Annotated in this window: 26 protein-coding genes and 1 tRNA gene; 16 read left to right on the top strand and 11 right to left on the bottom strand. The window is 39.6% G+C overall.

Annotation, left to right across the window (positions count from 1 at the left end; all coding sequences use genetic code 11):
- Positions 1-9: 9 nt before the first annotated feature.
- The 3 genes from BWP33_RS00145 to BWP33_RS00155 all read left to right on the top strand — a co-directional run bounded on the left by BWP33_RS00145 (position 10) and on the right by BWP33_RS00155 (position 1,777).
- The gene (locus BWP33_RS00145; RefSeq protein ID WP_002642704.1) at positions 10-642 is read left to right on the top strand and encodes a hypothetical protein; all 633 of its coding nucleotides are present in this window, start codon (positions 10-12) and stop codon (positions 640-642) included.
- Between the two features lie 157 nt (positions 643-799).
- Positions 800-1,399 carry a GTP cyclohydrolase II gene (gene ribA, locus BWP33_RS00150; RefSeq protein WP_002642703.1) on the top strand — a complete coding sequence of 200 codons (600 nt, stop codon included), beginning with the start codon at positions 800-802 and terminating at the stop codon, positions 1,397-1,399.
- A gap of 3 nt (positions 1,400-1,402) precedes the next feature.
- On the top strand, positions 1,403-1,777 hold the full coding sequence (locus BWP33_RS00155) for a DUF1304 domain-containing protein (protein WP_002642702.1): 375 nt from the start codon (positions 1,403-1,405) through the stop codon (positions 1,775-1,777).
- Positions 1,778-1,967: 190 nt separating this feature from the next.
- Here the strand turns inward: BWP33_RS00155 and BWP33_RS00160 are convergent, their stop codons facing one another.
- The 4 genes from BWP33_RS00160 to BWP33_RS00175 are packed head-to-tail and all read right to left on the bottom strand — an operon-like array spanning position 1,968 to position 6,013.
- Complete coding sequence (locus BWP33_RS00160) at positions 1,968-2,612, bottom strand: HAD-IB family hydrolase (RefSeq protein ID WP_002642701.1); 645 nt, start codon at positions 2,610-2,612, stop codon at positions 1,968-1,970.
- Positions 2,609-3,364 (bottom strand): SDR family oxidoreductase, encoded by a 756-nt coding sequence (locus BWP33_RS00165; RefSeq protein ID WP_002642700.1) that lies wholly within the window; start codon positions 3,362-3,364, stop codon positions 2,609-2,611. Before BWP33_RS00165 ends, BWP33_RS00160 begins: the two co-directional genes overlap by 4 nt.
- Before the next feature lie 4 nt (positions 3,365-3,368).
- Positions 3,369-4,736 (bottom strand): glycosyltransferase 87 family protein, encoded by a 1,368-nt coding sequence (locus BWP33_RS00170; RefSeq protein WP_155999627.1) that lies wholly within the window; start codon positions 4,734-4,736, stop codon positions 3,369-3,371.
- On the bottom strand, positions 4,706-6,013 hold the full coding sequence (locus BWP33_RS00175; RefSeq protein ID WP_002642698.1) for an FAD-binding oxidoreductase: 1,308 nt from the start codon (positions 6,011-6,013) through the stop codon (positions 4,706-4,708). The genes BWP33_RS00170 and BWP33_RS00175 overlap by 31 nt, the downstream gene beginning before the upstream one ends.
- A 522-nt stretch (positions 6,014-6,535) precedes the next feature.
- On the opposite strand from BWP33_RS00175, the gene BWP33_RS12690 reads away from it, so the two are divergent.
- Complete coding sequence (locus BWP33_RS12690) at positions 6,536-8,074, top strand: hypothetical protein (protein ID WP_002642697.1); 1,539 nt, start codon at positions 6,536-6,538, stop codon at positions 8,072-8,074.
- A 53-nt stretch (positions 8,075-8,127) separates the two neighbouring features.
- Here BWP33_RS12690 and lptG read toward each other — a convergent pair whose 3' ends face one another.
- The 4 genes from lptG to BWP33_RS12250 all read right to left on the bottom strand — a co-directional run bounded on the left by lptG (position 8,128) and on the right by BWP33_RS12250 (position 11,374).
- Positions 8,128-9,195: an LPS export ABC transporter permease LptG gene (gene lptG / locus BWP33_RS00185; protein WP_002642696.1), complete on the bottom strand. Its 1,068-nt coding sequence runs from the start codon at positions 9,193-9,195 to the stop codon at positions 8,128-8,130.
- A gap of 49 nt (positions 9,196-9,244) precedes the next feature.
- Complete coding sequence (gene lptF, locus BWP33_RS00190) at positions 9,245-10,360, bottom strand: LPS export ABC transporter permease LptF (protein WP_002642695.1); 1,116 nt, start codon at positions 10,358-10,360, stop codon at positions 9,245-9,247.
- A gap of 39 nt (positions 10,361-10,399) precedes the next feature.
- Positions 10,400-11,014 carry an RDD family protein gene (locus BWP33_RS00195; RefSeq protein WP_002642694.1) on the bottom strand — a complete coding sequence of 205 codons (615 nt, stop codon included), beginning with the start codon at positions 11,012-11,014 and terminating at the stop codon, positions 10,400-10,402.
- A 216-nt stretch (positions 11,015-11,230) separates the two neighbouring features.
- Entirely contained in the window at positions 11,231-11,374 is a 144-nt protein-coding gene (locus BWP33_RS12250; protein ID WP_002642693.1) for a hypothetical protein, read from the bottom strand.
- Positions 11,375-11,568: 194 nt separating this feature from the next.
- Here BWP33_RS12250 and rpsL point away from each other — a divergent pair, with 194 nt between their 5' ends.
- From rpsL to phoR, 6 genes are all read left to right on the top strand, one after another.
- Positions 11,569-11,940, top strand: coding sequence for a 30S ribosomal protein S12 (rpsL, locus tag BWP33_RS00200; protein ID WP_002218431.1), 372 nt, complete (start codon positions 11,569-11,571; stop codon positions 11,938-11,940).
- 139 nt (positions 11,941-12,079) lie between these two features.
- Entirely contained in the window at positions 12,080-12,553 is a 474-nt protein-coding gene (gene rpsG / locus BWP33_RS00205; protein ID WP_002642692.1) for a 30S ribosomal protein S7, read from the top strand.
- 18 nt (positions 12,554-12,571) lie between these two features.
- Positions 12,572-14,677, top strand: a complete 2,106-nt coding sequence (gene fusA, locus BWP33_RS00210; RefSeq protein ID WP_002642691.1) for an elongation factor G — start codon at positions 12,572-12,574, stop codon at positions 14,675-14,677.
- A gap of 141 nt (positions 14,678-14,818) precedes the next feature.
- A complete protein-coding gene (ruvC, locus tag BWP33_RS00215) occupies positions 14,819-15,352 on the top strand; it encodes a crossover junction endodeoxyribonuclease RuvC (protein WP_002642690.1) in 534 nt (177 codons plus the stop codon).
- A gap of 126 nt (positions 15,353-15,478) precedes the next feature.
- Positions 15,479-16,177 (top strand): phosphate regulon transcriptional regulator PhoB, encoded by a 699-nt coding sequence (gene phoB / locus BWP33_RS00220; protein ID WP_002642689.1) that lies wholly within the window; start codon positions 15,479-15,481, stop codon positions 16,175-16,177.
- Between the two features lie 2 nt (positions 16,178-16,179).
- Positions 16,180-17,454 (top strand): phosphate regulon sensor histidine kinase PhoR, encoded by a 1,275-nt coding sequence (gene phoR / locus BWP33_RS00225; RefSeq protein ID WP_002642688.1) that lies wholly within the window; start codon positions 16,180-16,182, stop codon positions 17,452-17,454.
- Positions 17,455-17,713: 259 nt separating this feature from the next.
- Here phoR and BWP33_RS00230 read toward each other — a convergent pair whose 3' ends face one another.
- Positions 17,714-18,988, bottom strand: a complete 1,275-nt coding sequence (locus tag BWP33_RS00230) for a hypothetical protein (protein ID WP_002642687.1) — start codon at positions 18,986-18,988, stop codon at positions 17,714-17,716.
- A 14-nt stretch (positions 18,989-19,002) separates the two neighbouring features.
- Here BWP33_RS00230 and BWP33_RS00235 point away from each other — a divergent pair, with 14 nt between their 5' ends.
- Positions 19,003-19,758 carry an IS5 family transposase gene (locus BWP33_RS00235; RefSeq protein WP_002641156.1) on the top strand — a complete coding sequence of 252 codons (756 nt, stop codon included), beginning with the start codon at positions 19,003-19,005 and terminating at the stop codon, positions 19,756-19,758.
- Positions 19,759-19,769: 11 nt separating this feature from the next.
- Here BWP33_RS00235 and BWP33_RS00240 read toward each other — a convergent pair whose 3' ends face one another.
- Positions 19,770-19,952, bottom strand: coding sequence for a hypothetical protein (locus tag BWP33_RS00240; protein ID WP_002642685.1), 183 nt, complete (start codon positions 19,950-19,952; stop codon positions 19,770-19,772).
- Between the two features lie 385 nt (positions 19,953-20,337).
- On the opposite strand from BWP33_RS00240, the gene BWP33_RS00245 reads away from it, so the two are divergent.
- Positions 20,338-20,715, top strand: coding sequence for a YgiW/YdeI family stress tolerance OB fold protein (locus BWP33_RS00245; RefSeq protein WP_002642684.1), 378 nt, complete (start codon positions 20,338-20,340; stop codon positions 20,713-20,715).
- A 76-nt stretch (positions 20,716-20,791) separates the two neighbouring features.
- Here the strand turns inward: BWP33_RS00245 and clpB are convergent, their stop codons facing one another.
- Entirely contained in the window at positions 20,792-23,365 is a 2,574-nt protein-coding gene (gene clpB, locus BWP33_RS00250) for an ATP-dependent chaperone ClpB (RefSeq protein ID WP_002642683.1), read from the bottom strand.
- Positions 23,366-23,560: 195 nt separating this feature from the next.
- On the opposite strand from clpB, the gene BWP33_RS00255 reads away from it, so the two are divergent.
- The 4 genes from BWP33_RS00255 (at position 23,561) to BWP33_RS00270 (ending at position 25,614) form a co-directional block, all read left to right on the top strand.
- Positions 23,561-23,651: transfer RNA gene (locus tag BWP33_RS00255), tRNA-Ser, on the top strand.
- Between the two features lie 233 nt (positions 23,652-23,884).
- Positions 23,885-24,442, top strand: a complete 558-nt coding sequence (gene frr / locus BWP33_RS00260) for a ribosome recycling factor (protein WP_002642682.1) — start codon at positions 23,885-23,887, stop codon at positions 24,440-24,442.
- A 333-nt stretch (positions 24,443-24,775) separates the two neighbouring features.
- Entirely contained in the window at positions 24,776-25,144 is a 369-nt protein-coding gene (gene ndhC, locus BWP33_RS00265; protein ID WP_002642681.1) for an NADH-quinone oxidoreductase subunit A, read from the top strand.
- Positions 25,135-25,614, top strand: a complete 480-nt coding sequence (locus BWP33_RS00270) for a NuoB/complex I 20 kDa subunit family protein (RefSeq protein WP_002642680.1) — start codon at positions 25,135-25,137, stop codon at positions 25,612-25,614. Before ndhC ends, BWP33_RS00270 begins: the two co-directional genes overlap by 10 nt.
- Positions 25,615-25,640 lie beyond the last annotated feature (26 nt).

Genomic DNA, 25,640 nt, shown 5'->3' on the forward strand with positions numbered 1-25,640 from the left:
AATTAATTTATGTCTAAACAAATACAAGATTACCTGCAAACCCAAGCATTATCATTGAGTTATGAAGATGTTGCGGTGGCACGTGCTACCACGCAAACGGTGTTGGCAAATGGACAAGCGCATATTGAACACGCAATTTTATTACATGACGGGCTACCTGAAAATCTCTCCAATCAAATTCATATATTAAAACAATTATTTATTGCATTAGATTCTGTTTATTCACGTCAACCAATTCAAACCGCCACGCTGTATGCTTGGCTGCCTGAAACGGAAAATTTGTTGCGTTTGGCACAAGTTGGCGTGGCGATTGAAGATGAAATCGCTGTGAATTCAGATAGCGTGTGGTATTATTTGGCGGCACGAACAGTACAATCTGGTTGGGCAAATATCGCAGAAAATGTGGAAAAATGGCAACAAATTGGCGAACTTCGTGGCAATCATAATCAACGCGCTCACAGTCAAACCAGTTTGCCGATTTGTGGCGAAGATGGCGTGGTGTATGGCGTATTGCATTTGGAATCGGTTGCGCCATTGTCAGACGATGAATTGGCGAACTGGGTGGGTTTTACGTTGGGCGTGTTGCCGATGTTGGCGGAATTGGTGCCACGGTCTAATTCAGATGAATTCGGGGTAGAATAATTTATCGTGCTTTGCTGTTAATACAGGTTCTTAAATGACGATAAAACACGATCATTTAAAACTGAAATTTTTCTTATCCCAAATTCAAAATCATCAAAAAAGATTTTCAGGCTGCCTGAAAAAATAATTAACCTCACAATATTATTCTTAAAAAATCATGAATTCTAATATTATTCAGCACATTACATCTTGTCGCCTACCCACAGAGTATGGCGTTTTTCAAATGCATGGTTTTGTGGACACGCGCAGTAACCAAGAGCATACCGCACTTGTGATGGGCGATGTGGCGGACGGCAATGCGGTGTTGTCGCGCATTCATTCGGAATGTTTGACGGGCGATGCGTTGTTTTCGCAAAAATGCGATTGTGGTGCACAACTTCAGGCTGCCATGCAAGCCGTGCAAGCAGAAGGGCGCGGCGTGATTGTGTATTTGCGCCAAGAAGGGCGTGGCATTGGCTTGATTAATAAAATTCGCGCTTATGCTTTGCAAGACCAAGGTTTGGACACGGTGGAAGCCAATTTGGCATTGGGATTGCCTGTTGATGCGCGTGATTTTAGTATTGCCAAATATATTTATGAACATTTGGGCGTACAATCTGTGCGTTTGTTGACCAATAATCCCGAGAAAATTCAGACGTTGCGTGATTGTGGCATTGAAATTGTGGAGCGAATTCCGTTGAAAGTCGGCGAAAATCCAGAAAATATCGGTTATTTGAATACAAAAGCAGATAAATTACATCATTTGTTAAAGGACTGAAATATGTACTTCTTGAGCATTTTGTGTACACTGGTTGTGGTTGTGATTCATTTTTATATTTTTTATTTGGAAGTCCCAGCTTATGGAACGGATAAATTTTGCCAAGTTTTTCACACGCTGCCTGAAAACGATGCTGCACTCAAACCCGTGTTCAATAATTTGGGTGTGTACAATTTGGCATTGGCGATGATTTTGTGGTTGGGGATTTGGGTGCGTGCGGTGTCGGATGGAGTAGGGCGTGGTATGTTGATGTCGGGATTGTTGGTGGTGGCGATAGCAGGCGTTTATTTGTGGAAAACTGCGCCTGATAAACGCCGTGCTGCGTATATTCAAGGTGTACCTGCGTGTTTGGCGTTGGTGTGTGTATTGTTTTCGTAATGCGTTTTCAGGCTGCCTGATAAATTCTTAGAACCTGTTTTTTTAAAGGTTATTATTGATTTTATTAATAATTTTGAGAATGCAAGGCAGCTTTTTGATTCAATATCGAGGCTATTGGCCTAAAAAGTCAACGCAGTAGGCACATGAAGTAGCGATAAAAGCAAGCTATTAAGATTATAAGTACAGGTTCTTAAATCAAAACAAATTGATTTTTACGCAACAAAAAACCTTTACTCGCGCATTGCAACATTGGCAGATCACTAAGCGAATCGCTATAAGCAAAACTATTTTGCCAGCAATCCGCACCATATTCGGTTTCAATTCGTTCCACTTTTGCCGCCCCAAAGCAATTTTTACCCAATAATTTTCCTGTGAATTGACCTGATTCAACTGCCAACTGTGTGGCTAAAATGCCATCAAATTGGTGTTGTTGTGCCCATTTGCTTAAATACAGTTCGGGTGATGCGCTAACCAAAATGCAGTAATGCCCCAAATTTTGATGTTCGTGTAATTTTTCCATGCCAGTGGGCAATAATAAATTAGGCAATTTTTTCATCACAAATTCACAGGCTGCCTGAAAAATTTGATGTGTATCAGATTGTCCGATAAATTCGGTTAATACATGTTCTTTGGCGACATCATTTTGAATGAATTTAGCGACATATGCCAGTAAAATTGGCGAGAGTTTCATTAATTTTGGATAATAACTTACACCCGTTACATGATGTAAAAACGGCATCAATGTATCTGAGTGCGTTAATGTGCCATCAAAATCAAAAAACGCAAATGGTATTTCAGGTTGTCTAAAAGATTGTAAACGTTCTGACAAAATCATAGGGATAATCGCTTGAAAATAGTTTCGGGAATGGCTTTGATGACCATCATAATTATTCGCCAAATTGGTTTCAAATAAATTTCGTCTTTGCCTTGACGCATGGCTTGGACGATTCCTTTGCCGACGACATCAGCGTCTGCCCACAAAAAGCCTTCGCAGTTCATCTCTGCTGTCATTTGTGTGCGTGTGAATCCTGGTTTGACGGTGGTTACGCTGACTCCACTTTTGAATAATCGATTGCGTAATCCTTGTAAGAAAATGCTTAGCAAACCTTTAGCTGCACCGTAAATATAATTACTTTGTCGTCCACGGTCGCCAGCCACACTGCTAATCACGGCTATTGCACCATTTTTTTGTGCTTCAAAATCATTGGCGGCTAAAGTCAATAGATTAATGATGGAAATGGCGTTGGTGTGAAGACTGGCTAGTGTTTTTTCGGCGGACTGTTGGCATTCAGTTTGATTGGGTAAAACACCTTGTGCCATTAATACACCATCACAGCCTCCCAAACTATCCTTAGCTTGCTGCCAGATGGTAGTGTGTTGGCTAATGTCATCTAAATCATGCAGGCTGCCTGAAATTATTTGTGAGCCATTGGCACGGATGCGTAAATCAGCCAAAAGCGAGTCTAATTTTTCTTGATTACGCGCAACGCAATGCACCGATGCGCCTTCGCAGACCAATTGTCGGGCAGCGTGTTTGGCAATGCCTGATGTTGCACCAAAGATGATGACTTTACTAAGTGAATTCATGGTATTAATTATCCGTTATATACTGTGGTTTTTGAGAATATTTAAAAGTAATTGTTAAGTAGAAAATTAATATTAATACGCAAATACCTGAAATAAAATGACTATGAATCATTAACCATTGAGAGAATTCAAAATATGGTATCCATGATTCCATATAATTATTCAATGTGATTGGATTCATGCCAATTATTTCAGTATTTAATAAAATAATTAAGACAATAAATCTTGATATTTTCTTTTTTATTTGTGATTCTAATTCTAAATTTTTTTGATATAAAACCATTAAAACAGGTGTTAATATAATAAAATAATGTGTCCACGCGATGGGAACAAATAAAGCAGTAATAATAAGCAATCCAGTTTCATATAAACCTTTAAAACGAGAATATTTTTTTGACCAAAACCCGAATAAGCAAACCAATACTATCAAAATAAGAAATGATAAAAATTTATCTAAGTTATTAATTGTTAATATTTTCCATCTCCAAATTTCATGTGGTGAAATTTTACCTAATAAAATATCTTTATATGCAATAAATGAGATAAAGGATTGATTATTATAAGATAATAGTAAAATTTTAGAAACTCTTGACATAGAATGAATATAATCTGTAAAAGAATTCAAACCTGTAGTGCTGATAGTCAAAGTAATTAATGCAAATGTGGAAACGCTAAAAGATATGATGGCTTTGAATTTTTTATTGATAAACCAATATATCATGATAAAAATGGGGCTAACTTTGACAATAACAGCTAATGCTAAACTTAAGCCTGCTAATTTGGGTTTATTATCAACATAATATAATGATAAAATTACCAATAACATGAATATTGCATGTGTTTGAGTTAGGAACACCGCGTATTGAAATGGTGTTGTCATACTCAATATTGCCATGACAAAACTCAATGGCAAAGGATTTAAAAAAAATGGCGTGTATTTTTTTGCAGTTAATTCAACTATTAATACAATACAGATTAGTTGAATAATTGAAAATAATAGATTAAATGTTTTAAAAGTTATGTTTGTGCATATTGGCTGCAAGGACCAAGCCCATAAAGGAATTTGTACATAGGCATGGATGTTCTCAAAGTAACCACTTGACATGGCAACATCTTTCCATGCTTTGGTGTTGACTCGATTAAAATATGCCTCATCATAATCAAATAAGTGGTTAGTTTGATTATGTGCAATTAATTGACAACCTAAGTATGATGACCCTAAGTCCTCTCCGGGTGCATCAGTATTTAAACTCAAATTAATCATTATAAAAAATAGATAGATGATTAATCTAATTTTTGTATTTGCAAACCTTTTTATCATTTCATAAACCCCTTTATCTTTCAGGCTGCCTGAAATCCCATGCGTTGCCAAAAATGAGATGAAAATTTTGGATCAATATGTTGAATAAATTCGTTTAATTTTGGGTAACCCAGTTCAAATAAATCGCGTGGCATTCGCGTATCTTTGGCAGGATACAATGCACCTTGACTTTCACGCACAATCGCATCTAAACGTTCAAATAATTTTAAAGTTTTTGTGCCACCGTTCGGAAAATCCAAAGCAAGCGTTGTTCCCAAACGCGGAAAACTTAACAAACCTTCAGGCGCAATGTCACCAAAACTTTTCAAAACAGCCAAAAATGAACCTTGTCCACTGCGCTGAATTTCGTCTAATAAAGTACGAATGCCATCTCTTTCGCTATGTTTTGGGAGTACGCATTGATATTGATAAAAGCCTGTTTTGCCATAAATTCTGTTCCAATACAAAATCCCATCAAGTGGAAAATGAAAGTTGCGGTAATGAGATAAAAATAATTTTGCTGCTTTATGTGTATGAAAATACAATTCATTAAATGCAGCTAAACTGACGTGATTAATTAGTGAAAATGGCAATTCTATCGGAAAACTGAATTGGCGTGGTTTGTCAAAATATGCCTGAGTTTGTGCTGGAGCTGGGTTGCCCAAAAACATCACACCACGTCCCAATTTGTTGCCATGAGACAGACAATCAATCCATGACGCAGCGCATTGCCAATTTTGTTGCGCTGCATCGTTCAGTTGCCAATATTCGTCTAAATTGTGGAAAACGCGATTTTCACACCACATCAAGGGATTATGAATCCGTGTGAGTTGTACTTCCACTTGGGCAATCAAGCCCGTCAAACCTAAACCACCAATAGTGGCGTAAAATAAACCTGTATTTTGCGTGCGGCTGCATTCCACCATCGAATCATCAGAGCGAATTAGCCAAAAACCGCGTACATGATTACCAAAACTACCTGCAACATGATGATTTTTACCATGAACATCGTTGGCAACCGCGCCACCCAAAGTTGCCAATGATGTGCCGGGGACTGTGCCTAAAAACCAGCCTTGTGGCACAACAAAAGATAAAATATCGTGCAATAAAATTCCAGCTTGGGCGCATAATATACCTGTTTCACGGTTGAAGGTAATGAATTGATCCAGCGAACGTGTTTTTAATAATGTGCCTTGTTTGTTTAAACATACATCACCATAGCTGCGTCCGTTGCCACGGGCTAAAAATGGCGTAGGTGTGTTTTCAGGCAGCTTGTAAGAATCTAATTCTATAACTTTTTTCGGGTAAATTTGTGGAATTTTGTTCCATGAAAGTGGGGATTGCGACATGGGATTACCTTTGTTTGGTTAAATTTAGATTGAGTAAATATTTTATAGTCGTTTAGAATAAAAATACGACAAAGCAACCACTATGTATATCATCTAGTAACATAAGGGAGAGGATAACGCAATGATATTTTAATTTTAAACGATTATATTTTCAGATTCAGACGGTTTTATGGTATACGAAAAAATAGGTAGGTCGGGCATTTGTATCCAACCTAACAGTTAAGAACCTATATTCATAATCTTAATAGCCTGCTTTTATTGCTACCTCATGTACCTACTGCGTTGACTTTTTAAGCCAATAGTTCCGATGTTGGCTTAAAAAGCTACCTTGTGTTTTTAAGAAAAATTGTAAATAAAATAAAGTATTTAATTCTAAAAACACAGGTTCTAAAAATTATCTATTATCTTTGAGGCTGCCTGAAAAATAAATATTTGATTAAATCAAATTCGTGAATGAGATGTTTGCCCCTCATATTGCGTTTTGCCATATATATTAACATTAACTTAAACCCATACAAAAATATGAACACTTTTTTATCCGACCGTATCCAAAAAATTTTATTTTGGGTACTGATTTTAATTGCTTTGATTTTTTTGCTGTATCCGACTTATCTACCGATGGTTGATTTGCCACAACATGCCGCGCAAGTGAGTGCATTGGACGATTTATTAAAAAACAAAAGCCCTTGGAAAGATATTATTTTTATTCATTGGGATACACCTTATTTGACCATGTATTTGGTGTGGTTGGGGATTTATCAGCTAACTGATATTGTTATGTCTGCCAAAATTGTGGTGGTATTGGAATTTGTGTTTTATTTATATGCGATTCGCCAAGTGCGACGAGCGTTTGGCGTGGATAGGTTATTTGAATTTGTTGCGCTGACTTGTTTTTTTGGTTATTCGTTTCAGTGGGGATTTATTGGTTATATTTCAGGGATTCCTGTGGGCTTTTTGTTTTTGGTGGTGAATAAAAAATGGACTGAAACTCATCAAAATAAATATTTATGGCAAGTAACTTTGTTGGGTATTTGGTGTTATGGTAGCCATGTTTTGCCATATGCATTTTTTTGTTTTTTGTCGTATGCGTATTTTTTAACTACTTTTAAGCAGCATACTTGGAAACAGCGTGGTTTGTTTACTTTACCTTATTTGTTGTTTGCGAGTATTTTATTGCGTTATTTAATGATGCCAGATCCCGCACCTTTGGAGGGTTACTTTCCTGAAAGATTGATTCAAGACAGCATGGCATACAAAATGGATAGTATTTGGTATGCACCATGGGATATGTTTAATGATGAGTGGTATATTTTGGCTTATAAAACCTTATATTTTGCGCCATTTTTATTGGGTTATCGTTTACGAAAAGAAGTTGAGCGATATGTTTTATTTTTGGGTACTCTGTTGATTTATTTTGTTTTACCGCGTACAGGGTTTAATACTTTTTATATTTATATTCGTTTTGCGATTTTTATTCCGATTTTTTATTATTTATTATGGGAGCCTAAGCCATTAAATCAGAAATGGAAATACAATTTGGCGCAAATAACTTGTGTGGCATTTTGGTGCAGTATGATATCATTAATATTTAAATTAGGTAGTAATCATATTTATTTTAATCAATCTGAAACGATGCGTGATTCACAAAAAATGCTGGCTTATATGCAGCCTGAAAAGCGTGTTTTGGGTATGTTTAATCCAAATGATAATACAGAAAATAATTTAACATTTATTTTTGAATATCATCACTTTTTGCATCAATGGTACCAAGCCAAAAAGCATGGTTGGGCGGATTACAGTTTTGGTGCAACTCATGCGATGCCTGTGCGCTTGAAAAAATCAGAATTGTATCCTAATTACGGCAATAATCGTGATGTGCTTGAACCCAATTTAATAAGTATGAATTGTCTGCCTTATGATTATTTATTAATGCGGATTCAACCGAATAAAAAAATAACACTTGATAATTTAAATCAATGGCTTGCAAAAAATCCATTGTGTCAAAATATGCAATTTGATAAGCAAATTGGCACATGGTGGTTGTTTCGTAAGATCAAGTAATTGTGGGTTTACAAAGTTTTCAGGCTGCCTGAAAAGATAGACAGCCTGAAAATTCATCGTGTTTCTTGTTTGTGAATCAAATAAACAGCCCATAATGCAAATGTTGCTGTTGGCAAAATTGCAGAAAAAAATGCAGGTACGCCATATAGTTGCGTGGTAAATCCAAATAGCCTGCCCGTGAAAAAAAACAGTAAACCCAAACAAATCCCACTAAATAATTTTAATCCCATGTTGCTGTGTCGCGCTGAATTGGGTGTGAACGCCAACGCCACCAACGACATGACCATCGTGGCAATTGGGTACACCAATTTATTCCACCATACTACGTCATATGCACTGGTTTGTTGTTGATTTTTCTTGAGATATTTAATATAACGTGTTAATGCGCTAAACGACATTTGTTCGGGTTTTACCACCAACACATTCAATAAATTTTGATTAATATTGGTTTGCCAATTCATTTGTTTTATGTGTTGGATGTTGATGTGTTTGTTGGTTAATTGGCTGATTTTTGCATTTTGTAAAACCCATTTTCCATCATGTACTTGCGCTTTTTCAGCGATAATGGCTTCTGTTAATTCAAATTGTGGGTTGTATCGCCAAATACGTATATTTGTCAATGTGTTATCGGGTAGCATTGCCGCGATATTTACTATGTTTTCGCCTTGCCGTAACCACAAGCCCGTAACCGATGCGGTTATGCTGCTTTCTTTGGCAGTGGTTTTCATGGCATCTGCACGACGACCCAGTTCAGGCGCAAGCCATTCACCCAACAAAATAGTCGCCAGCGCAAAAATCGCACTGAATTTCAAAATAATCCGAATGATGTCCGCTGTACTTAAGCCACTGGTTTTAATGACTGCCAATTCGCTGCTAGATGACAATTGACTCAATGCCAACAAACCGCCAATCAGTGTGGCAAGTGGCATTAATTGATAAGCGCGCGCTGGCATTTGCATAATGATGTATTTGAATGCTGTCCAACCTGTGTAGTTGCCTTTACCCACATTGCCAATTTCTGAAAGCAAATCAATAAAACTGTATAACGCTAAAACCGCCAAAAGGGCGTAACACGACATAACTGTCAAGCGTTTGATTAAATATTTAGTTAATAATTTCATGGTATTATGTATCAATTTTTTCAGGTAGCCTGAAAACTATTTTGTGAATTTATTTCACTTTGCTGTGCAAGGCCATTTTTAAGCCTTTCCAAAATGGTTGAGCGGGCATGGAACGCATTTTCAATAAAATCATTGCTATACCGAAAATGAACAAATGCATCGGTAATAATCCCACCCAAAAACCAATTTTGCCATCTTCCACTGCATCGCGTAACAAAGTTAACCCATTCTGATAAATCAGAAAAAATCCAATTGCTAACAAAATATGATACGAATTCCCTGAACGCGGATTAAAATACGAAATCGGAATCGCCAAAACACTCAATAACAAAACCGTGATGGGCAATGAAATACGCCACATCAATTCGGCTTGGTATTTGGGTTCATTGCTGTTTAATAATTGGCTGGTGGCGATGGTGCGGCGGTGGTCAATGGGGTTCACAATTTTGGGTGTGGTGTTGATGATAATGCTCAGTTTTTCAAAAGAAACATGCTCAAAATCGCCTTGCCCAGCCATGCCGCTGTAATAATGCCCATTTTGTAAAATCAAAGTGCGCAAATTATCACTTAAATCAAAATGTCCCGATTGTGCGAAAATTAAATTATCACGGCCTGTTTTGTTGTCTTGTTCACGAATAAATAAGTTGTGCATTTCACCTTGTTCGGTATCAAATTTTTCTACAAAATACATTCGTCCATTTTTGTTACCCAAAGGTTGGAATGACCCTGCTTCTACTAATGAGAGATTTTGTTTTTGTTTGAGAATTTCAGCATATTCACGGCTACGCAATTCCGCCCAAGGCAGAACAGACAATTGCATCGCCGCCACCAAAGTCGCTAATGGCAACGCGAACGCCAATACAGGTTTGACCCATTGTTTTAAACTCAAACCACTAGCCAGCCAAATGGACATTTCACTGTCGCGCCAATAGCGTGTTAAAACTGTTAAGATACTAATATAAGCCGTTAAAACCAACAATAATGGGGTCATGCCCAGCGTCCAAAAACCAATCAACGCCAGTACCGCATCAACCGCCACTCGCCCATCTGCGGCGCGTCCGAGCAAATTAATGCCTTGTGTGAACACCAAAACCGCCAATACCACAATAAAAATGGCAATGGCGGTTAATGTGGTTTCTTTAATAAATTGTTTTTGATAAATCATGTTGATATTTTACGCGAACTTTTTCAGGCAGCCTGAAAATTATTTCTCTAATGAAATTTTGGTTGCAGGCTTAGGTGCATTAGCAGGCGGTAATTTTATCACCACCGTATTGGCAATTTTGTCTTGTAATGTGCGACGGTCGCGAGACGTGAATAGCATCACTGTGCAAATTAATGTAGGAATATAACTAAATGAATTATTTAAAATCACTTCCTTAGATATATCTTCTAGAGTGAGCATCATGAACAGCAAATTCGCCACTATACCCACCGCAATTGCTGACGCAACCATATAAACCACTTCACGCAATAAAACCGTCCCCACAAAACCTGCTTCCGATCCATCGGATTTGATGACTTTTAAATTTAACAATTTTTTGCCTAATGATTGTCCCGTTGTAGACATTAGCACGCATTGCCAAATGCAGTACGCTAAAAAAATCGCCAAACCCACAAGAAACCACAATGGGTTAAATTTGTCCACCAGTATTTGCATTTCATCTATATTCCAATTATCGCCGTCTTTGATATTCATTAAGCCGACGAAAAAGCCGACAATCATGGGAATCATGGCAATGGTGCTGAAAATATTGTTTAACAATGCCGCACCAATGCGTTCCCAACCGCCAGCCAATTCCACTTCTAATTGTTCCATGATTCTGTTATTCCTTAAATATTGAAAATTAATGCGACAAATTTTTCAGGCTGCCTGAAAAATGAAAGACAGTATTATTGTACTTTAATTTGCTGCATGCTTGGTAATTTGTCTGAGAATAATATTCAAATTTGTTAGTCTCAATGAAAAGTACACGATAAAAGATTAGATAAAACGTGCATAACTATTTTATTTTAAATAAATAACTGTTATGAACTATAAGCCTAAATGAAAATATGCCATGATGAGTGCGACCAAAAATCCAATTAAAATTAATTTGATAATAAATTTAGTTACTTTCCAAATAATCCACAAAAAAAACAGCACAATTGCCAATGCGCCCAAATCTGCAAAATCCATGTCAATTTCCCTAGAATAAACAAAAACGCATTATTCAATAAAATAAGGCTGCCTGAAAGTTAATTTGAGGCAAAATAATGGCTAATTCGCATCAAATCATTGACTCAACGCTCAAAAAAATGCAATAATGTTCGGCTTGCTGGCATGGTGCTGGCAAGTATTAGCAAATATTTTTTCAACAGGAATTAAAAAATATGCCTACTATTAACCAATTGGTTCGCAAAGGTCGTCAAAAACCTGTTTACGTGAACAAAGTGCCTGCGTTGGAAGCATGCCCACAAAAACGTGGTGTTTGCACACGCGTTTATACAACAACTCCTAAAAAACCTAACTCTGCATTGCGTAAAGTATGTAAAGTTCGCTTGACCAACGGTTTTGAAGTGATTTCATACATCGGTGGTGAAGGTCATAACTTGCAAGAGCATAGCGTGGTTTTGATTCGTGGCGGTCGTGTAAAAGACTTGCCAGGTGTGCGTTACCACACAGTACGTGGTTCTTTGGATACGGCTGGTGTTAAAGACCGTAAACAAGCACGTTCTAAATATGGTGCGAAACGCCCTAAATAATCTCAATTATTTGATTTTTAATTAAAATGGCATGTCGGCTGCCTGAAAAACTGGAAAATCCAGAGTGCAGACGAGTAAGTGATTATTTTGATAAATAATCATGGCTTTGCCCAACTGAATATAACTTAAGGAATTTAAAATGCCAAGACGCAGAGAAGTCCCAAAACGCGACGTATTGCCAGATCCAAAATTCGGCAGCGTTGAATTGTCTAAATTCATGAACGTATTGATGATTGACGGCAAGAAAGCCGTTGCAGAACGCATTGTATACGGCGCGTTAGAACAAATTGCCAAAAAAGTACAAGGCAAAGAAGCGATTGAAGTATTCAATGAAGCCATCGCTAACGCAAAACCTTTGGTAGAAGTAAAAAGCCGCCGTGTAGGTGGTGCTAACTACCAAGTTCCTGTTGAAGTTCGTGCTGATCGCCGTTTGGCGTTGGCAATGCGTTGGGTACGTGATGCTGCTCGTAAACGTGGTGAAAAATCCATGGATTTGCGTTTAGCAGGTGAATTGATTGATGCGGCAGAAGGTCGCGGCGGTGCGATGAAAAAACGTGAAGAAGTTCACCGCATGGCTGAAGCGAACAAAGCATTCTCTCACTTCCGTTTCTAATATTGAAAGATTAATAAAATGGCTCGTAAAACCCCAATTAGCCTGTACCGCAATATCGGTATTTCGGCTCACATTGATGCTGGTAAAACCACCACAACTGAACGTATCCTGTTCTACACTGGTCTGACACACAAACTGGGTGAAGTGCATGACGGTGCAGCAACTACCGACTACATGGAACAAGAGCAAGAGCGTGGTATTACCATTACTTCTGCGGCGGTAACTTCCTACTGGTCTGGTATGGCGAAACAGTTCAAAGAACATCGCTTCAACATCATTGATACCCCAGGACACGTGGACTTTACTGTTGAAGTGGAACGTTCTATGCGCGTTTTGGATGGCGCGGTGATGGTGTACTGTGCAGTAGGTGGTGTACAACCCCAATCTGAAACCGTGTGGCGTCAAGCTAATAAATACAAAGTGCCTCGCTTAGCATTTGTTAATAAAATGGACCGCCAAGGCGCGAACTTCTTCCGCGTAGTGGAACAAATGAAGACTCGTCTGCGTGCTAATCCAGTACCTATCGTTATCCCTGTGGGAGCGGAGGATGCCTTTGAAGGCGTGGTAGACTTGTTGAAAATGAAAGCCATCATTTGGAACGAAGCCGATAAAGGTGTTACTTTTGAATATGGCGATGTACCTGCTGATTTGGTGACTACTGCAGAAGAATGGCGTCAAAACATGATTGAAGCCGCTGCCGAAGCCAACGAAGAATTAATGGACAAATACTTGGGCGGCGAAGAGTTGTCTGAGGAAGAAATCGTTGCTGCTTTGCGTCAACGTACATTGGCTGGCGAAATTCAACCAATGTTATGCGGTTCTGCCTTTAAAAACAAAGGTGTACAGCGTATGCTAGACGCAGTGGTTGAGTTGCTGCCTGCACCAACTGACATTCCGCCTGTACAGGGTGTGAAACCTGATTCTGAAGAAACTGATAGTCGTGAAGCCAGTGATGATGCGCCATTCTCAGCTTTAGCGTTCAAAATGTTGAACGATAAATATGTGGGTAACTTGACATTTATCCGTGTTTATTCAGGTGTGGTAAAATCTGGCGATACCGTTATCAATTCAGTAAAAGGCACACGCGAGCGCATTGGTCGTTTGGTGCAAATGACTGCTGCTGACCGTACCGAAATTGAAGAAGTTCGCGCAGGTGATATTGCTGCTGCTATCGGTCTGAAAGATGTTACCACAGGCGAAACCCTGTGTGATGACAAAGCACCTATCATCTTGGAACGCATGGAGTTCCCAGAGCCTGTTATCCACGTGGCTGTTGAACCCAAAACCAAAGCCGACCAAGAAAAAATGGGTATCGCCTTGAATCGTTTGGCAAAAGAAGACCCTTCATTCCGCGTGCGTACAGACGAAGAATCTGGTCAAACCATTATTTCTGGTATGGGTGAGTTGCACTTGGAAATCATTGTTGACCGTATGAAGCGCGAATTTGGCGTAGAAGCCAACGTAGGTGCGCCTCAAGTGGCTTACCGTGAAACCATTCGTAAAGCGGTTAAAGCAGAACACAAACACGCTAAACAATCTGGTGGTAAAGGTCAATACGGTCACGTTGTGATTGAGATGGAACCAATGGAACCAGGTGGCGCAGGCTACGAGTTTATTGATGAAATTAAAGGCGGTGTGATTCCACGCGAATTTATTCCATCAGTAGATAAAGGTATTCGCGATACTTTGCCAAATGGTGTGGTTGCAGGTTTCCCAGTGGTAGATGTGCGTATTCGTTTGGTATTCGGTTCTTACCATGATGTGGACTCTTCACAATTGGCGTTTGAATTGGCTGCTTCACAAGCATTTAAAGAAGGTATGCGTCAAGCTTCTCCTGCTTTGCTTGAACCAATCATGGCTGTTGAAGTAGAAACACCAGAAGAATACATGGGCGATGTGATGGGCGACTTGAACCGTCGTCGTGGTATCGTATTGGGTATGGACGATGATGGTATCGGTGGCAAAAAAGTACGCGCCGAAGTACCTTTGGCAGAAATGTTTGGTTACTCAACTGACTTGCGTTCTGCAACACAAGGTCGTGCGACTTACTCAATGGAATTTGCGAAATACGCAGAAGCTCCTGCTCACGTTGCAGCTGAAGTAACTGCTGCTCGTAAAGGTTAATTGATTGAAATATAAGCTGTCTGGAATTTCAGGCAGCCTGAAAAATAATCGGCTTATCCAATATTGATTTTGGATACGCCGATTTTTTTGCAGGTTTCTTTTTGAGTATAATTTTAGCTTTTGAATGATTGATGAGTGATGATGTCTAGACCAGTCCGAGTTTTGGGAATTGACCCCGGTAGCCGTACCACAGGTTTCGGTATTATTGATTTGGTGGGACGCGAATACCAATATGTGGCATCAGGCTGCATTCGTACCATTCCAAACGATGAATTGGCGGGGCGAATTGGCGTGATTGTGCAACATATTGATGAAATCATTGAAACTTATCGTCCCAATCAAGCGGCGATTGAACAGGTTTTTGTTAACGTGAATCCGAAAGCCACCCTGATGTTGGGGCAAGCACGTGGGGCAGCGATTGCGGCATTGGTTTTGCGTGGGCTGCCAGTGCATGAATATACGGCTTTGCAGGTTAAGCAGGCGGTAGTTGGGCAGGGCAAAGCTGCCAAAGAGCAGGTGCAGCATATGGTTGTGAATATGTTGAAATTATCAGGAACGCCACAAGCCGATGCAGCAGATGGCTTGGCAGTTGCGCTGACTCATGCATTGCGCGGTTATGGTTTGGCGGGGCGGTTGGGCGGATTGGCGATTAAAGGTGGACGTTTTCAAATTTAACTTTTTGTTTATTCAAATTATCCCAAAATGTCTTCAGGCAGCCTGAAAGACAAAAATCCATCTTTTGAATATAATCTTGATGTTACGGTAGGTTAAAATTCCATTTCTGAAATAAGGCGATATTCCATGTCTATTCACATTTTAATCGTAGAAGATGAAGCCGCGATTGCCACGTTGATTCGCTTTAATTTGGAACAAGCTGGCTTTCAGGTCAGCGTTTCAGGCAGCGTGGAGGAATCTAAGATATTAATTAATAAACAATTACCTGATTTAATTTTACTGGATTGGATGTTGCCACAAACTTCAGGTGTGCAATTTGTTGGGCAACTTCGCGCCGATTCTCGCACGCGTGAATTGCCGATTATTTTGCTCACGGCGCGTAGCGAAGACGTGGACAAAGAAACAGGGCTGAATCAAGGTGCGGATGATTACATTACCAAACCTTTTTCGCCACGTGAATTGGTGGCGCGTGTGAATGCGCTTTTGCGCCGCCGTGCGCCACAAAAGACGGAAAATATCATCAGGTTATCATCACTGACGTTGGATCCAAGTCAATTCAGCGTCCAAGTGGCTGATAAAAAAATAGAATTTTCTCCTAGTGAATTTAAGTTGTTACATTTTTTTATGACTCATCCCAACCGAATTTACACACGGCGACAATTATTGGATTTGGTGTGGGGTGACCATATTTTTGTGGAGGAGCGCACGATAGATGTGCATATCCGCCGCTTAAGACGGGGTTTAGAAAGCGTAAATTTGGCGCATTGGGTGCAGACCATTCGCGGTAGTGGTTATCAATTTTCCCCTGATAAGACAGAAGTTTAATTATGTATAAACATTTTATTGTGATGTTCACGACCGTTTTGTTTAGTGTGATATTGGGTTGTATGGTGGGTGGCTGGCAAGGCGGTTTATTGTGGGGCAATTTGGTTTTGTTGTTGTGGTTGCTGCGCCATTTATTTCAGCTTTTCAGGCTGCATAAATGGCTACAAAATCCTAAAATTAGCAATATTCCAAAATCAAATGGCATATGGGGCGAGATTTTTGAAACATTATTGCGTCAAACCAAAAGCCGTAAAAAAAGTAAACAAAAACTTGCCAACGCACTTACGCGTTTAAATCGCATTGCAGAAGCCATGCCCAATGGCGTGATTTTGTTAGATAAATTGGGAAAACTGGAATGGCTGAATCAATCCGCCGCACAACATCTGCAATTGAATCCACATACCGACCGAGACAGTGTTTTTAAAGATTTAATTGAATTATCTGAATTAAATCAATTTCTTGAAGATTTAGATGATAAGCAGCCTGAAAAAACATTTTCGTTGCACAATCGCCCAATTTTAATTTCTAAAACCAAATTGGAAAACGAAAAGTTGTTGTTGGTTACACAGGATATGAGTGCATCCGAGCAATTGAATCAAACACGTGCAGATTTTGTCGCCAATGTGTCGCACGAATTGCGGACACCTTTGACGGTTTTGAGTGGTTTTGTGGAGACTTTATCGGATATGCCCGATTTGCCCAATGAGCAGCGACAGGAATTTTTGGCATTGATGCAGCAAGAAAATAAAAGAATGCTTAATCTTATCAAAGATTTATTGATTTTATCGCGCTTGGAACACGTTCAGCAAGATGACAAAGACAAACAAGCGGTGGATTTGTCGGAGTTAGCAAGGCACATTGCGCTTGATGGAAAGGCATTGTCTCAAGGGAAACATGACTTTATCTTAGAAATTGAACCAAATATTTGGATAACAGGAGTGTTGTTAGATTTGCAAAATGCTTTGAGTAATCTTGTGTTCAATGCGGTTCGCTACACGCCTGACGGTGGTAATATTCGCGTTGTGTTGCGACAAGATGGTACGCACGCGACTTTTAGCGTAACGGATACGGGCGTGGGGATTGCTCCCGAACACATTCCACGTTTGACTGAGCGATTTTACCGTGTTGATAAAGGGCGCAGCCGTGAAACGGGTGGCACGGGTTTGGGGTTGGCGATTACCAAACACGCGCTGGCAAAACATGGTGCGATTTTGCAAATTGAGAGTAGGGTGGGTGAGGGAAGCACGTTTTCAACAGAATTTGATTTGTTGCGATAATGGTTTCAGGCAGCCTGAAACCTTTGCAAAACCCAAAAATTAACTTAAATCTCGTCATTTTTGCAAATGCGGGAATCTAATAGCAAAATTTAGATAATTGATTTTATTTGATTGATTAAAAATCTATTTAAGATTGAAAATGGATTACCGCCTACGCGGTAATGATGACGGATAGTTTTGTAAAGGTTTCAGGTTCTAAGGACGCAAAATAATTTTAAGTTGAAAAAAAAAGCACCTCAAAAAATGAGGTGCTTTTTGTTTATTTAGCTTTTGACTTTTTGACTTTATGTTTTGAATGATGGGCTTGATGAGTTACTGTCTCATCATTGTCATCATTAGATACTGTGGAATGATCATCTTTTTGCTCCAATGATTGAGACAAAATTTTCATGCTTTCATCAAATTTTTCTGGTGTAAATTTATTTAAATGTCCGCGCAGTTTTGGAAAGTATTCAGATAAATCTACGGTACGTGGGCTATTGGCATCTAGCGTAAAACGAGGTTGGCTATAATCTAATTGATACCAAGTATTTAAGCGAATAGTCTTATTATTTAAATTATGGGATAGGTATGCGTCTACTAATTTTGGAAGACGAACTTGTGTCATTTGTGCAAGCAATCGTCCTTTTCGGTCTAAATACCATTCTCCGCTATTTAAATAGCCTGCCATGGTAGCCTTAATAAAACTCTCTAATTCTGATGTATCTGTTGAATTGGCTGTTTCTGGGTTAGTTAGATCGGCTTGTTTGATGTATGTATCCAAGAGTTTTAGGGTTAAGTCATAATCTTTTTCGGTCAAGCCTGCTTGTGGCTGAGTTTTTGCTAACTGAGCAAGTTCACGGCGTAATGCAACAAAGAATGTACGAATTAACTTGGTTTCAGTTTCATAATCCAAAGCCAAGCCGATGCGATGAACTGCGCCAATTGCCTTACCTTTTTCGTCCATTTCCAAACGTTTGAACGCCTGTTTGTCTATGCTTGCTAATGCTTCATCAATTGCTTTGGGTGCAGCAACGGCTATGCTTTTGAGTGGAAAACGCGTTTTAATATGTGCCCAAGTTTTGGGAGGTATTTGAATACGAATCACGTTGTCTTTTACAAGTTTGGGCTTGTCATTGATGCGTAAATTAAAAGTATCAATATAAGGGGAAATGGCAGAAGGTTCAACAAGGAACACGCCATTTTTAAAATCCATTTGCATGGGCATTTGGATATAAGCCAAAGCATTAGGTGCTTCATAACGCAGTTGTGGTATAGCTTCCATACGTGCGGCAGGTAAATCTATAGCACCTGTCATGCGTATAGAAAAACTGTTTAATTGATGCTGCAATAGATGGGCGTAAGAAGCAGTTTTTTGTTTTTCAGATTTTTGCCACTCTGCATCATATTCTTTGCATTCATTATTATTTTTATCACAATACTCATCTAAGTTTTTGGATTCTTTATTAGATGATTGAGGTTCTGCTGCACTAGGGGCTAATGACAATTCAAAAAAAGAGGCAAAGGATTTAAGATATTGTTTCCACGCAACCATCCCAAACCTTTGCCATGTCCCGAAACACGCTTACAAATGAAACATGGTCAAGACTGTTGCCTATTTTGAAACAGCTTGGCATTTATCGCAAGAAAAATTTACGCAAAACAGTAGAAGGTATCCTATTTCGCTTACGTACAGGCTGCCAATGGGCTGATATACCTAGTTATTTTGGTAAAGCAAACAGCCTTTACCAAAGTTTCAATCGCTGGTCTAAACGCGGTATTTTTACCCGATTATTCAAACATTTGGTAGATACACCCGATATGGAATGGGTCTTTATGGACGGTAGCCATATCCGCGTTCATCAACACGGTATGGGTAAACAATCCATTACGCATCAAGCTGTTGGTAAGAGTATCGGTGGTCATACGTCTAAAATTCATTTAGCGGTTGATGCTTGTGGTAATCCAATTGAATTTATCATTACAGCTGGTAATGTAAATGATATTGTTGTTGCGCCTGATTTATTGGCACAATTGGATTTAAGTGATAATGAAACCGTGTGTGCTGATAGGGGTTTTGACAGTGATACTTTTCGTCGGTTAATTCAGTCTAAACAAAGTAAAGCCAATATTCCATATAAGAAAAATAGAGAACATCTTAATGTGGGCACAGATTGGTATTTATATAAAATCAGGCACTTGGTAGAAAACGCTTTTGCGCGATTAAAGCATTTTCGTGCGCTGGCAACACGGTACGATAAATTAAAACGTAATTATGAAAGTACTGTATCATTAGCTTGTGCTTTGATTTGGTTGAAATTATAGCTAAAATGTCATTAGCCCCTAGCAGGCGATGCAATTAATTCTGCGGTAATTTTGCTATCAAAGTTGTAGCGGCTATCTTGTTTGAATTGACGTTGTGCTGATGTGCGTATCAAAGAATCAGGGCTGCCTGAAATACCACAGGCTGCCAAAGCCAATGTGCAAGCAGATAAAGTAAAGATTGAGCGAATATTCATCTAAAGTTCCTTTTTTGACAAGGCTAAAAAGTGTTAAAAACGTTTAGGATTATAATAGAAAATTAAAAATTTTAGAAAAATAAAAAATATATATCAACAAAAATTAATTTGTTTTTTGAAATCGATAGATGTACGATTTTGCAAATTGAGAGTAGGGTGGGTGAGGGAAGCACGTTTTCAACAGAATTTAATCTGCTTTCTCCGAGCTCCAATTTCGCGTAATTATTGCGCGAAATTTTCATTGTTCTGTTTTTATTTTAAACGATTATACTTTACAATTAATAACTTTGAAGCAAATAAACTTTACAACTCATAAGATTGTTTCTATTTATCCAATCATATAGAATGATTTTCTTTCCTAACCTTTTATTGAAAGGAATCATGTATGTTGAAAGCCAAATATTTACTTGCAGTCTTGTTGAGTGTGGGGGCATTAGGCGCACAAGCGGAATTTGTGGATACGCCAAGCAGTACTTCACTGAAAAATGAAAATATTACAACAGTGGAGCGTGCGCGCCGTTTGGCTGATGATACTCATGTAGTTTTAGAAGGTCGTATTACTGGTCGTGCAGGAACGCCAAACACCGAAGAATATTTCTTTGAAGATGCAACAGGCTCGATTAAAGTGGAAATTAATTCAGATGTATGGCGTGGGCAAAGTGTTAGTCCTAAAAATACCGTTCGTCTATATGGTGAAGTAGATCAAAATCATTTTAATAAAACGGTTGAGATTGAAGTCAAACAATTAGAAGTGTTGAAGTAAGCATTACTTATCATCAAAAGTAGCCTGAAAACCATTAATGATTTTCAGGCTGCCTTTTATTCAATTAAATCAATAATCAAGCAAAAATCAAATGTTCGCCCTGTGCATCAATGCGAATGGTACTTTCTGGCGCATATTGCCCATTAAGCAACGCTTTTGCCAACGGATTTTCAATTTCCGCTTGAATGGCACGTTTCAAAGGACGCGCACCGTAAATTGGGTCAAAGCCAGATTCCGCAATCAAATCCAATGCCGCGTCCGACACTTCCAAACGCAGATTTTGTGCAGCTAAACGGCGTTTCAGGCTGCCTAATTGGATTTGCGCGATGTTGCGAATATTTGCTTGATTCAAGCCGTGGAATACCACCACTTCATCAATACGGTTAATCAATTCGGGACGGAAATACGCTTTCACGTCTTCCATGACTGCTGCTTTTACAGCGTCATAATCCGAAGTATCACCCATATTTTGAATATTTTGGCTACCGATATTGGAAGTCATCACAATGACGGTATTTTTGAAATCCACTGTACGCCCTTGACCGTCCGTCAAACGACCATCGTCCAACACTTGCAACAAAATATTGAACACATCAGGGTGTGCTTTTTCCACTTCGTCCAACAAAATCACGCTGTATGGTTTGCGGCGGACTTGTTCAGTGAGATAACCGCCTTCTTCGTAGCCCACATATCCCGGAGGCGCACCAATCAAACGTGCAATGCTGTGTTTTTCCATGTATTCGGACATATCAATACGGATTAAGTGGTCTTCGCTATCAAACAAGAAACTTGCCAACGTTTTGCACAATTCGGTTTTACCCACGCCTGTTGGGCCCAAAAATAAGAAACTGCCATATGGTTTATTCGGGTCAGCTAAACCAGAACGGCTGCGGCGAATGGCATCTGCCACTGCACGCACGGCTTCATCTTGTCCAATGACGCGCTTATGTAAAACTTCTTCCATTTTCAACAATTTATCGCGTTCGCCTTCCATCATTTTTGATACAGGAATACCCGTCATACGCGATACGATTTCGGCGATTTCTTCCGCGCCCACTTGGGTGCGGAATAATTTATTGGTTTTCAGGCTGCCTGAAACGTCGGCGGCTTGCAATTGTTGCGTTAAGTTAGGCAATTGTCCGTATTCTAATTCAGAGGCTTTGGCATAATCGCCTGCACGTTTGGCTTGTTCAATTTTCAGTTTTAAATCATCAATTTGTTTTTTGATGTCAGCCGAACTGGAAGATGCGGCTTTTTCTGCTTTCCAAATTTCGTCCAAATCGGCATATTCTTTTTGCAAACTGGCGATTTCTTCGTCAATCAATGCCAAACGTTTTTTGCTGGCATCATCGGTTTCTTTGGCAACGTGCATTTTTTCCATTTGTAATTGAATGATGCGGCGATCCAGTTTATCCATTTGTTCGGGTTTGGAATCCAATTCCATTTTGATGCGACTTGCGGCTTCATCAATCAAATCAATGGCTTTATCAGGCAAGAAACGGTCGGTAATATAGCGGTTAGACAATTCTGCTGCTGCCACAATTGCAGGGTCGGTAATGTCTACGCCATGATGGATTTCGTAGCGTTCTTGCAAGCCGCGCAAAATAGCGATGGTTGCTTCTACGCTTGGTTCGTCCACCAACACTTTTTGGAAACGGCGTTCTAGTGCGGCATCTTTTTCAATGTATTGGCGATATTCGTCCAATGTGGTTGCGCCAATGCAATGCAATTCCCCACGTGCCAAAGCGGGTTTGAGCATATTGCCTGCATCCATTGCGCCATCGGTTTTGCCTGCGCCGACCAGCGTATGAATTTCATCAATAAAAATCAGGCTGTTGCCATCATCTTTTGCCAAATCATTTAATACGGCTTTCAGGCGTTCTTCAAATTCGCCACGGAATTTTGCGCCTGCAATCAACGCCGCCAAATCCAGCACCAACAAGCGTTTACCACGCAAAGATTCAGGTACTTCGCCGTTGACAATACGTTGCGCCAAGCCTTCTACAATCGCGGTTTTGCCGACACCTGGTTCGCCAATTAATACAGGGTTGTTTTTGGTACGGCGTTGCAGCACTTGAATGGCGCGGCGAATTTCGTCATCACGCCCAATCACAGGGTCAAGTTTGCCGTTGCGTGCGCGTTCGGTTAAATCGGTGGTGTATTTTTTTAGGGCTTCGCGTTGGTCTTCCGCGTCTTGGCTGTCAATGGTTTGACCGTTGTTTAATGCCATAATTGCCTCCGTTAATTGGTTTTTGTTCACGCCATTGTCTTTTAAAATTTTGCTGGCAACGTGATTTTCTTCTAATAAACTGGTTAAAAATAATTCGCTGGCAATGTAGGCATCGCCACGTTTCATTGCGGTTTTATCCATTAAATTCAAAGTACTATCGGTTTCGCGATTGAGCGTAATGTTTCCGCCTTGTCCCGATACTTTGGGCAAGGCATCAACGGCAGCCTGAACATCGCGTTTGATTTGCGCCAAATTGCCCCCAGCTTTTACGAGCAATGCGCCCATGCCATTGGTGGTGTCTGCGAGCATGGTTTGCAGAATGTGTAAATTATCAATGTAAGCGTTGTCTTTGGTCAGAGCCAAACTTTGTGCATCGCCTAAAATTTGTTGAAATTTAGTGGTGAGTTTTTCGTATCTCATGTGATTTTCCTTTTCAGGTTTAATGGTTCATGGGTAGGATATTAAGGCAACCTGAAAAAAAACAAGTGTTAAATTTTTAGGTTTTCTGAAAAAAGTTTTCATACAAAACAAAATAATATAAATTTGATTCAAAAAAAATCATAAAATGATTGTCAAAAAAAACAAACTCAGGTATAGTTCGCACTTCCTTAAGACGGAGGTTTGGCAGAGCGGTTTAATGCAACGGTCTTGAAAACCGTCGAGGGTTTGTAGCCCTCCGTGAGTTCGAATCTCACAGCCTCCGCCAAGTTTATTAAATGGTTTGAATTTCGGTTCAAGCCATTTTTTGTTTTGTAGAATCATCAAGTGGTCTAAAAAATGTGTTGTGAAATATATTTGCTGCACACGTGGAACTTTCAGGCTGCCTGAATATTTTTTTAAATTCACAATAAATACTTGTCGCCACCACACAATCACGTTACCATTTGTATTTTGATTGTTTTTCAGGCAGCCTGAAAATTATTTAACGAGATAATTCATATGATTAGTGATATTCAAAAATCAACCGAAAACAAAATGCAACGTTCTGTGGAAGTGTTGGGTGAAAATTTGGCGAAAGTGCGTACTGGTCGCGCTCATACGGGTTTGCTTGACCAAGTGGAGGTGGAGTATTGGGGCAATATGGTGCCTGTGGGTCAAGCGGCGAGCTTAACGTTGATTGATGCGCGTACCATTGGTGTGAAACCGTTTGAAAGCAATATGGCGAGCAAAATTGAAAAAGCGATTCGCGATTCTAATTTGGGTTTGAATCCGTCTTCGGTGGGTGATTTAATTCGTGTACCCATGCCCATGCTGACGGAAGAACGCCGCAAAGATTTGATTAAAGTGGTGCGTGGTGAAGCCGAAGATGGACGCGTGTCCGTTCGCAATGTGCGCCGTGATGCCAATGACCATATCAAAAAATTATTGAAAGATAAAGAAATTTCTGAAGATGATGCGCGTCGTGGTGAAGAAGCGGTACAAAAATTGACCGACAAATTCATCGCTGAAATTGACAAAATGTTGGCAAGTAAAGAAGAAGATTTGATGGCAATTTAATCATTGCCCAAAATAACAGGCAGCCTGAAAAGCACTTAAGATGTTTTTTAGGTTGTCTTTTTTATTGATGATGAAGTTATTTTATAACAATGCAAACTTGTTTTTACTTAGTGAGATTTATTTACAATAAAATCGGTGCAATAAAAATTTTTTAAATAAAAATAATAAGAAAACAAAAAATCAATCTCTCCTATTGAGATATAATAAGAATATTTCTCAATAATTCATTCAAAGTATTCATCATTTTTTCTAAAATAAGCAAGCAAAATTATCAAAAATTGGTTAAAATTGACCATTACACAAATTTACTTGAATGAAATATAGGTGTTAGTCATGTTGGCAAACTACTTTCCTGTGCTGATTTTCGCCATTGTTGGCTTGATTGCAGGCATTGTATTCATCCTGTTGGGCACGATTTTGGGTCCTAAACGCCACTACGCTGAAAAAGACACGCCATTTGAATGCGGTTTTGAAGCTTTTGAAAATGCGCGGATGAAATTTGACGTGCGTTATTATTTGGTCGCTATTTTGTTTATTTTGTTTGATTTGGAAGTGGCGTTTATGATTCCGTGGGCAGTGGTGTATAAAGATTTAATGGCTCAAACAGGGGCTTATGCGTTTTGGTCTATGCTGGTGTTCATCGTGGTTTTGACGGTGGGCTTTATTTACGAATGGAAAAAAGGTGCGCTGGAATGGGAATAGAAGGCGTTTTAAATAAAGGTTTTGTAACCGCCAGTGCGGATACCGTTTTGAATTATGTTCGTACAGGCTCATTGTGGCCTGTAACCTTTGGTTTGGCGTGTTGTGCAGTCGAAATGATGCACGCAGGCATGGCGCGATACGACCTTGACCGTTTTGGTATTATTTTCCGCCCATCGCCGCGCCAATCTGATTTGATGATTGTGGCAGGCACGTTGACCAATAAAATGGCTCCCGCTTTGCGCCGTGTGTACGACCAAATGGCAGAACCGCGTTGGGTGCTGTCTATGGGAACCTGCGCTAATGGCGGCGGTTATTATCACTATTCGTATTCGGTGGTGCGCGGTGCTGACCGTGTTGTGCCTGTGGATGTGTATGTACCTGGTTGTCCGCCAACTGCCGAAGCGTTGTTGTATGGCTTAATTCAGTTGCAAGGCAAAATTAAGCGCACTTGTACGATTGCGCGACACTAATCTTTCAGGCAGCCTGAAAACTTTAA

This window comes from Simonsiella muelleri ATCC 29453, assembly GCF_002951835.1.
GTDB lineage: Bacteria > Pseudomonadota > Gammaproteobacteria > Burkholderiales > Neisseriaceae > Simonsiella > Simonsiella muelleri.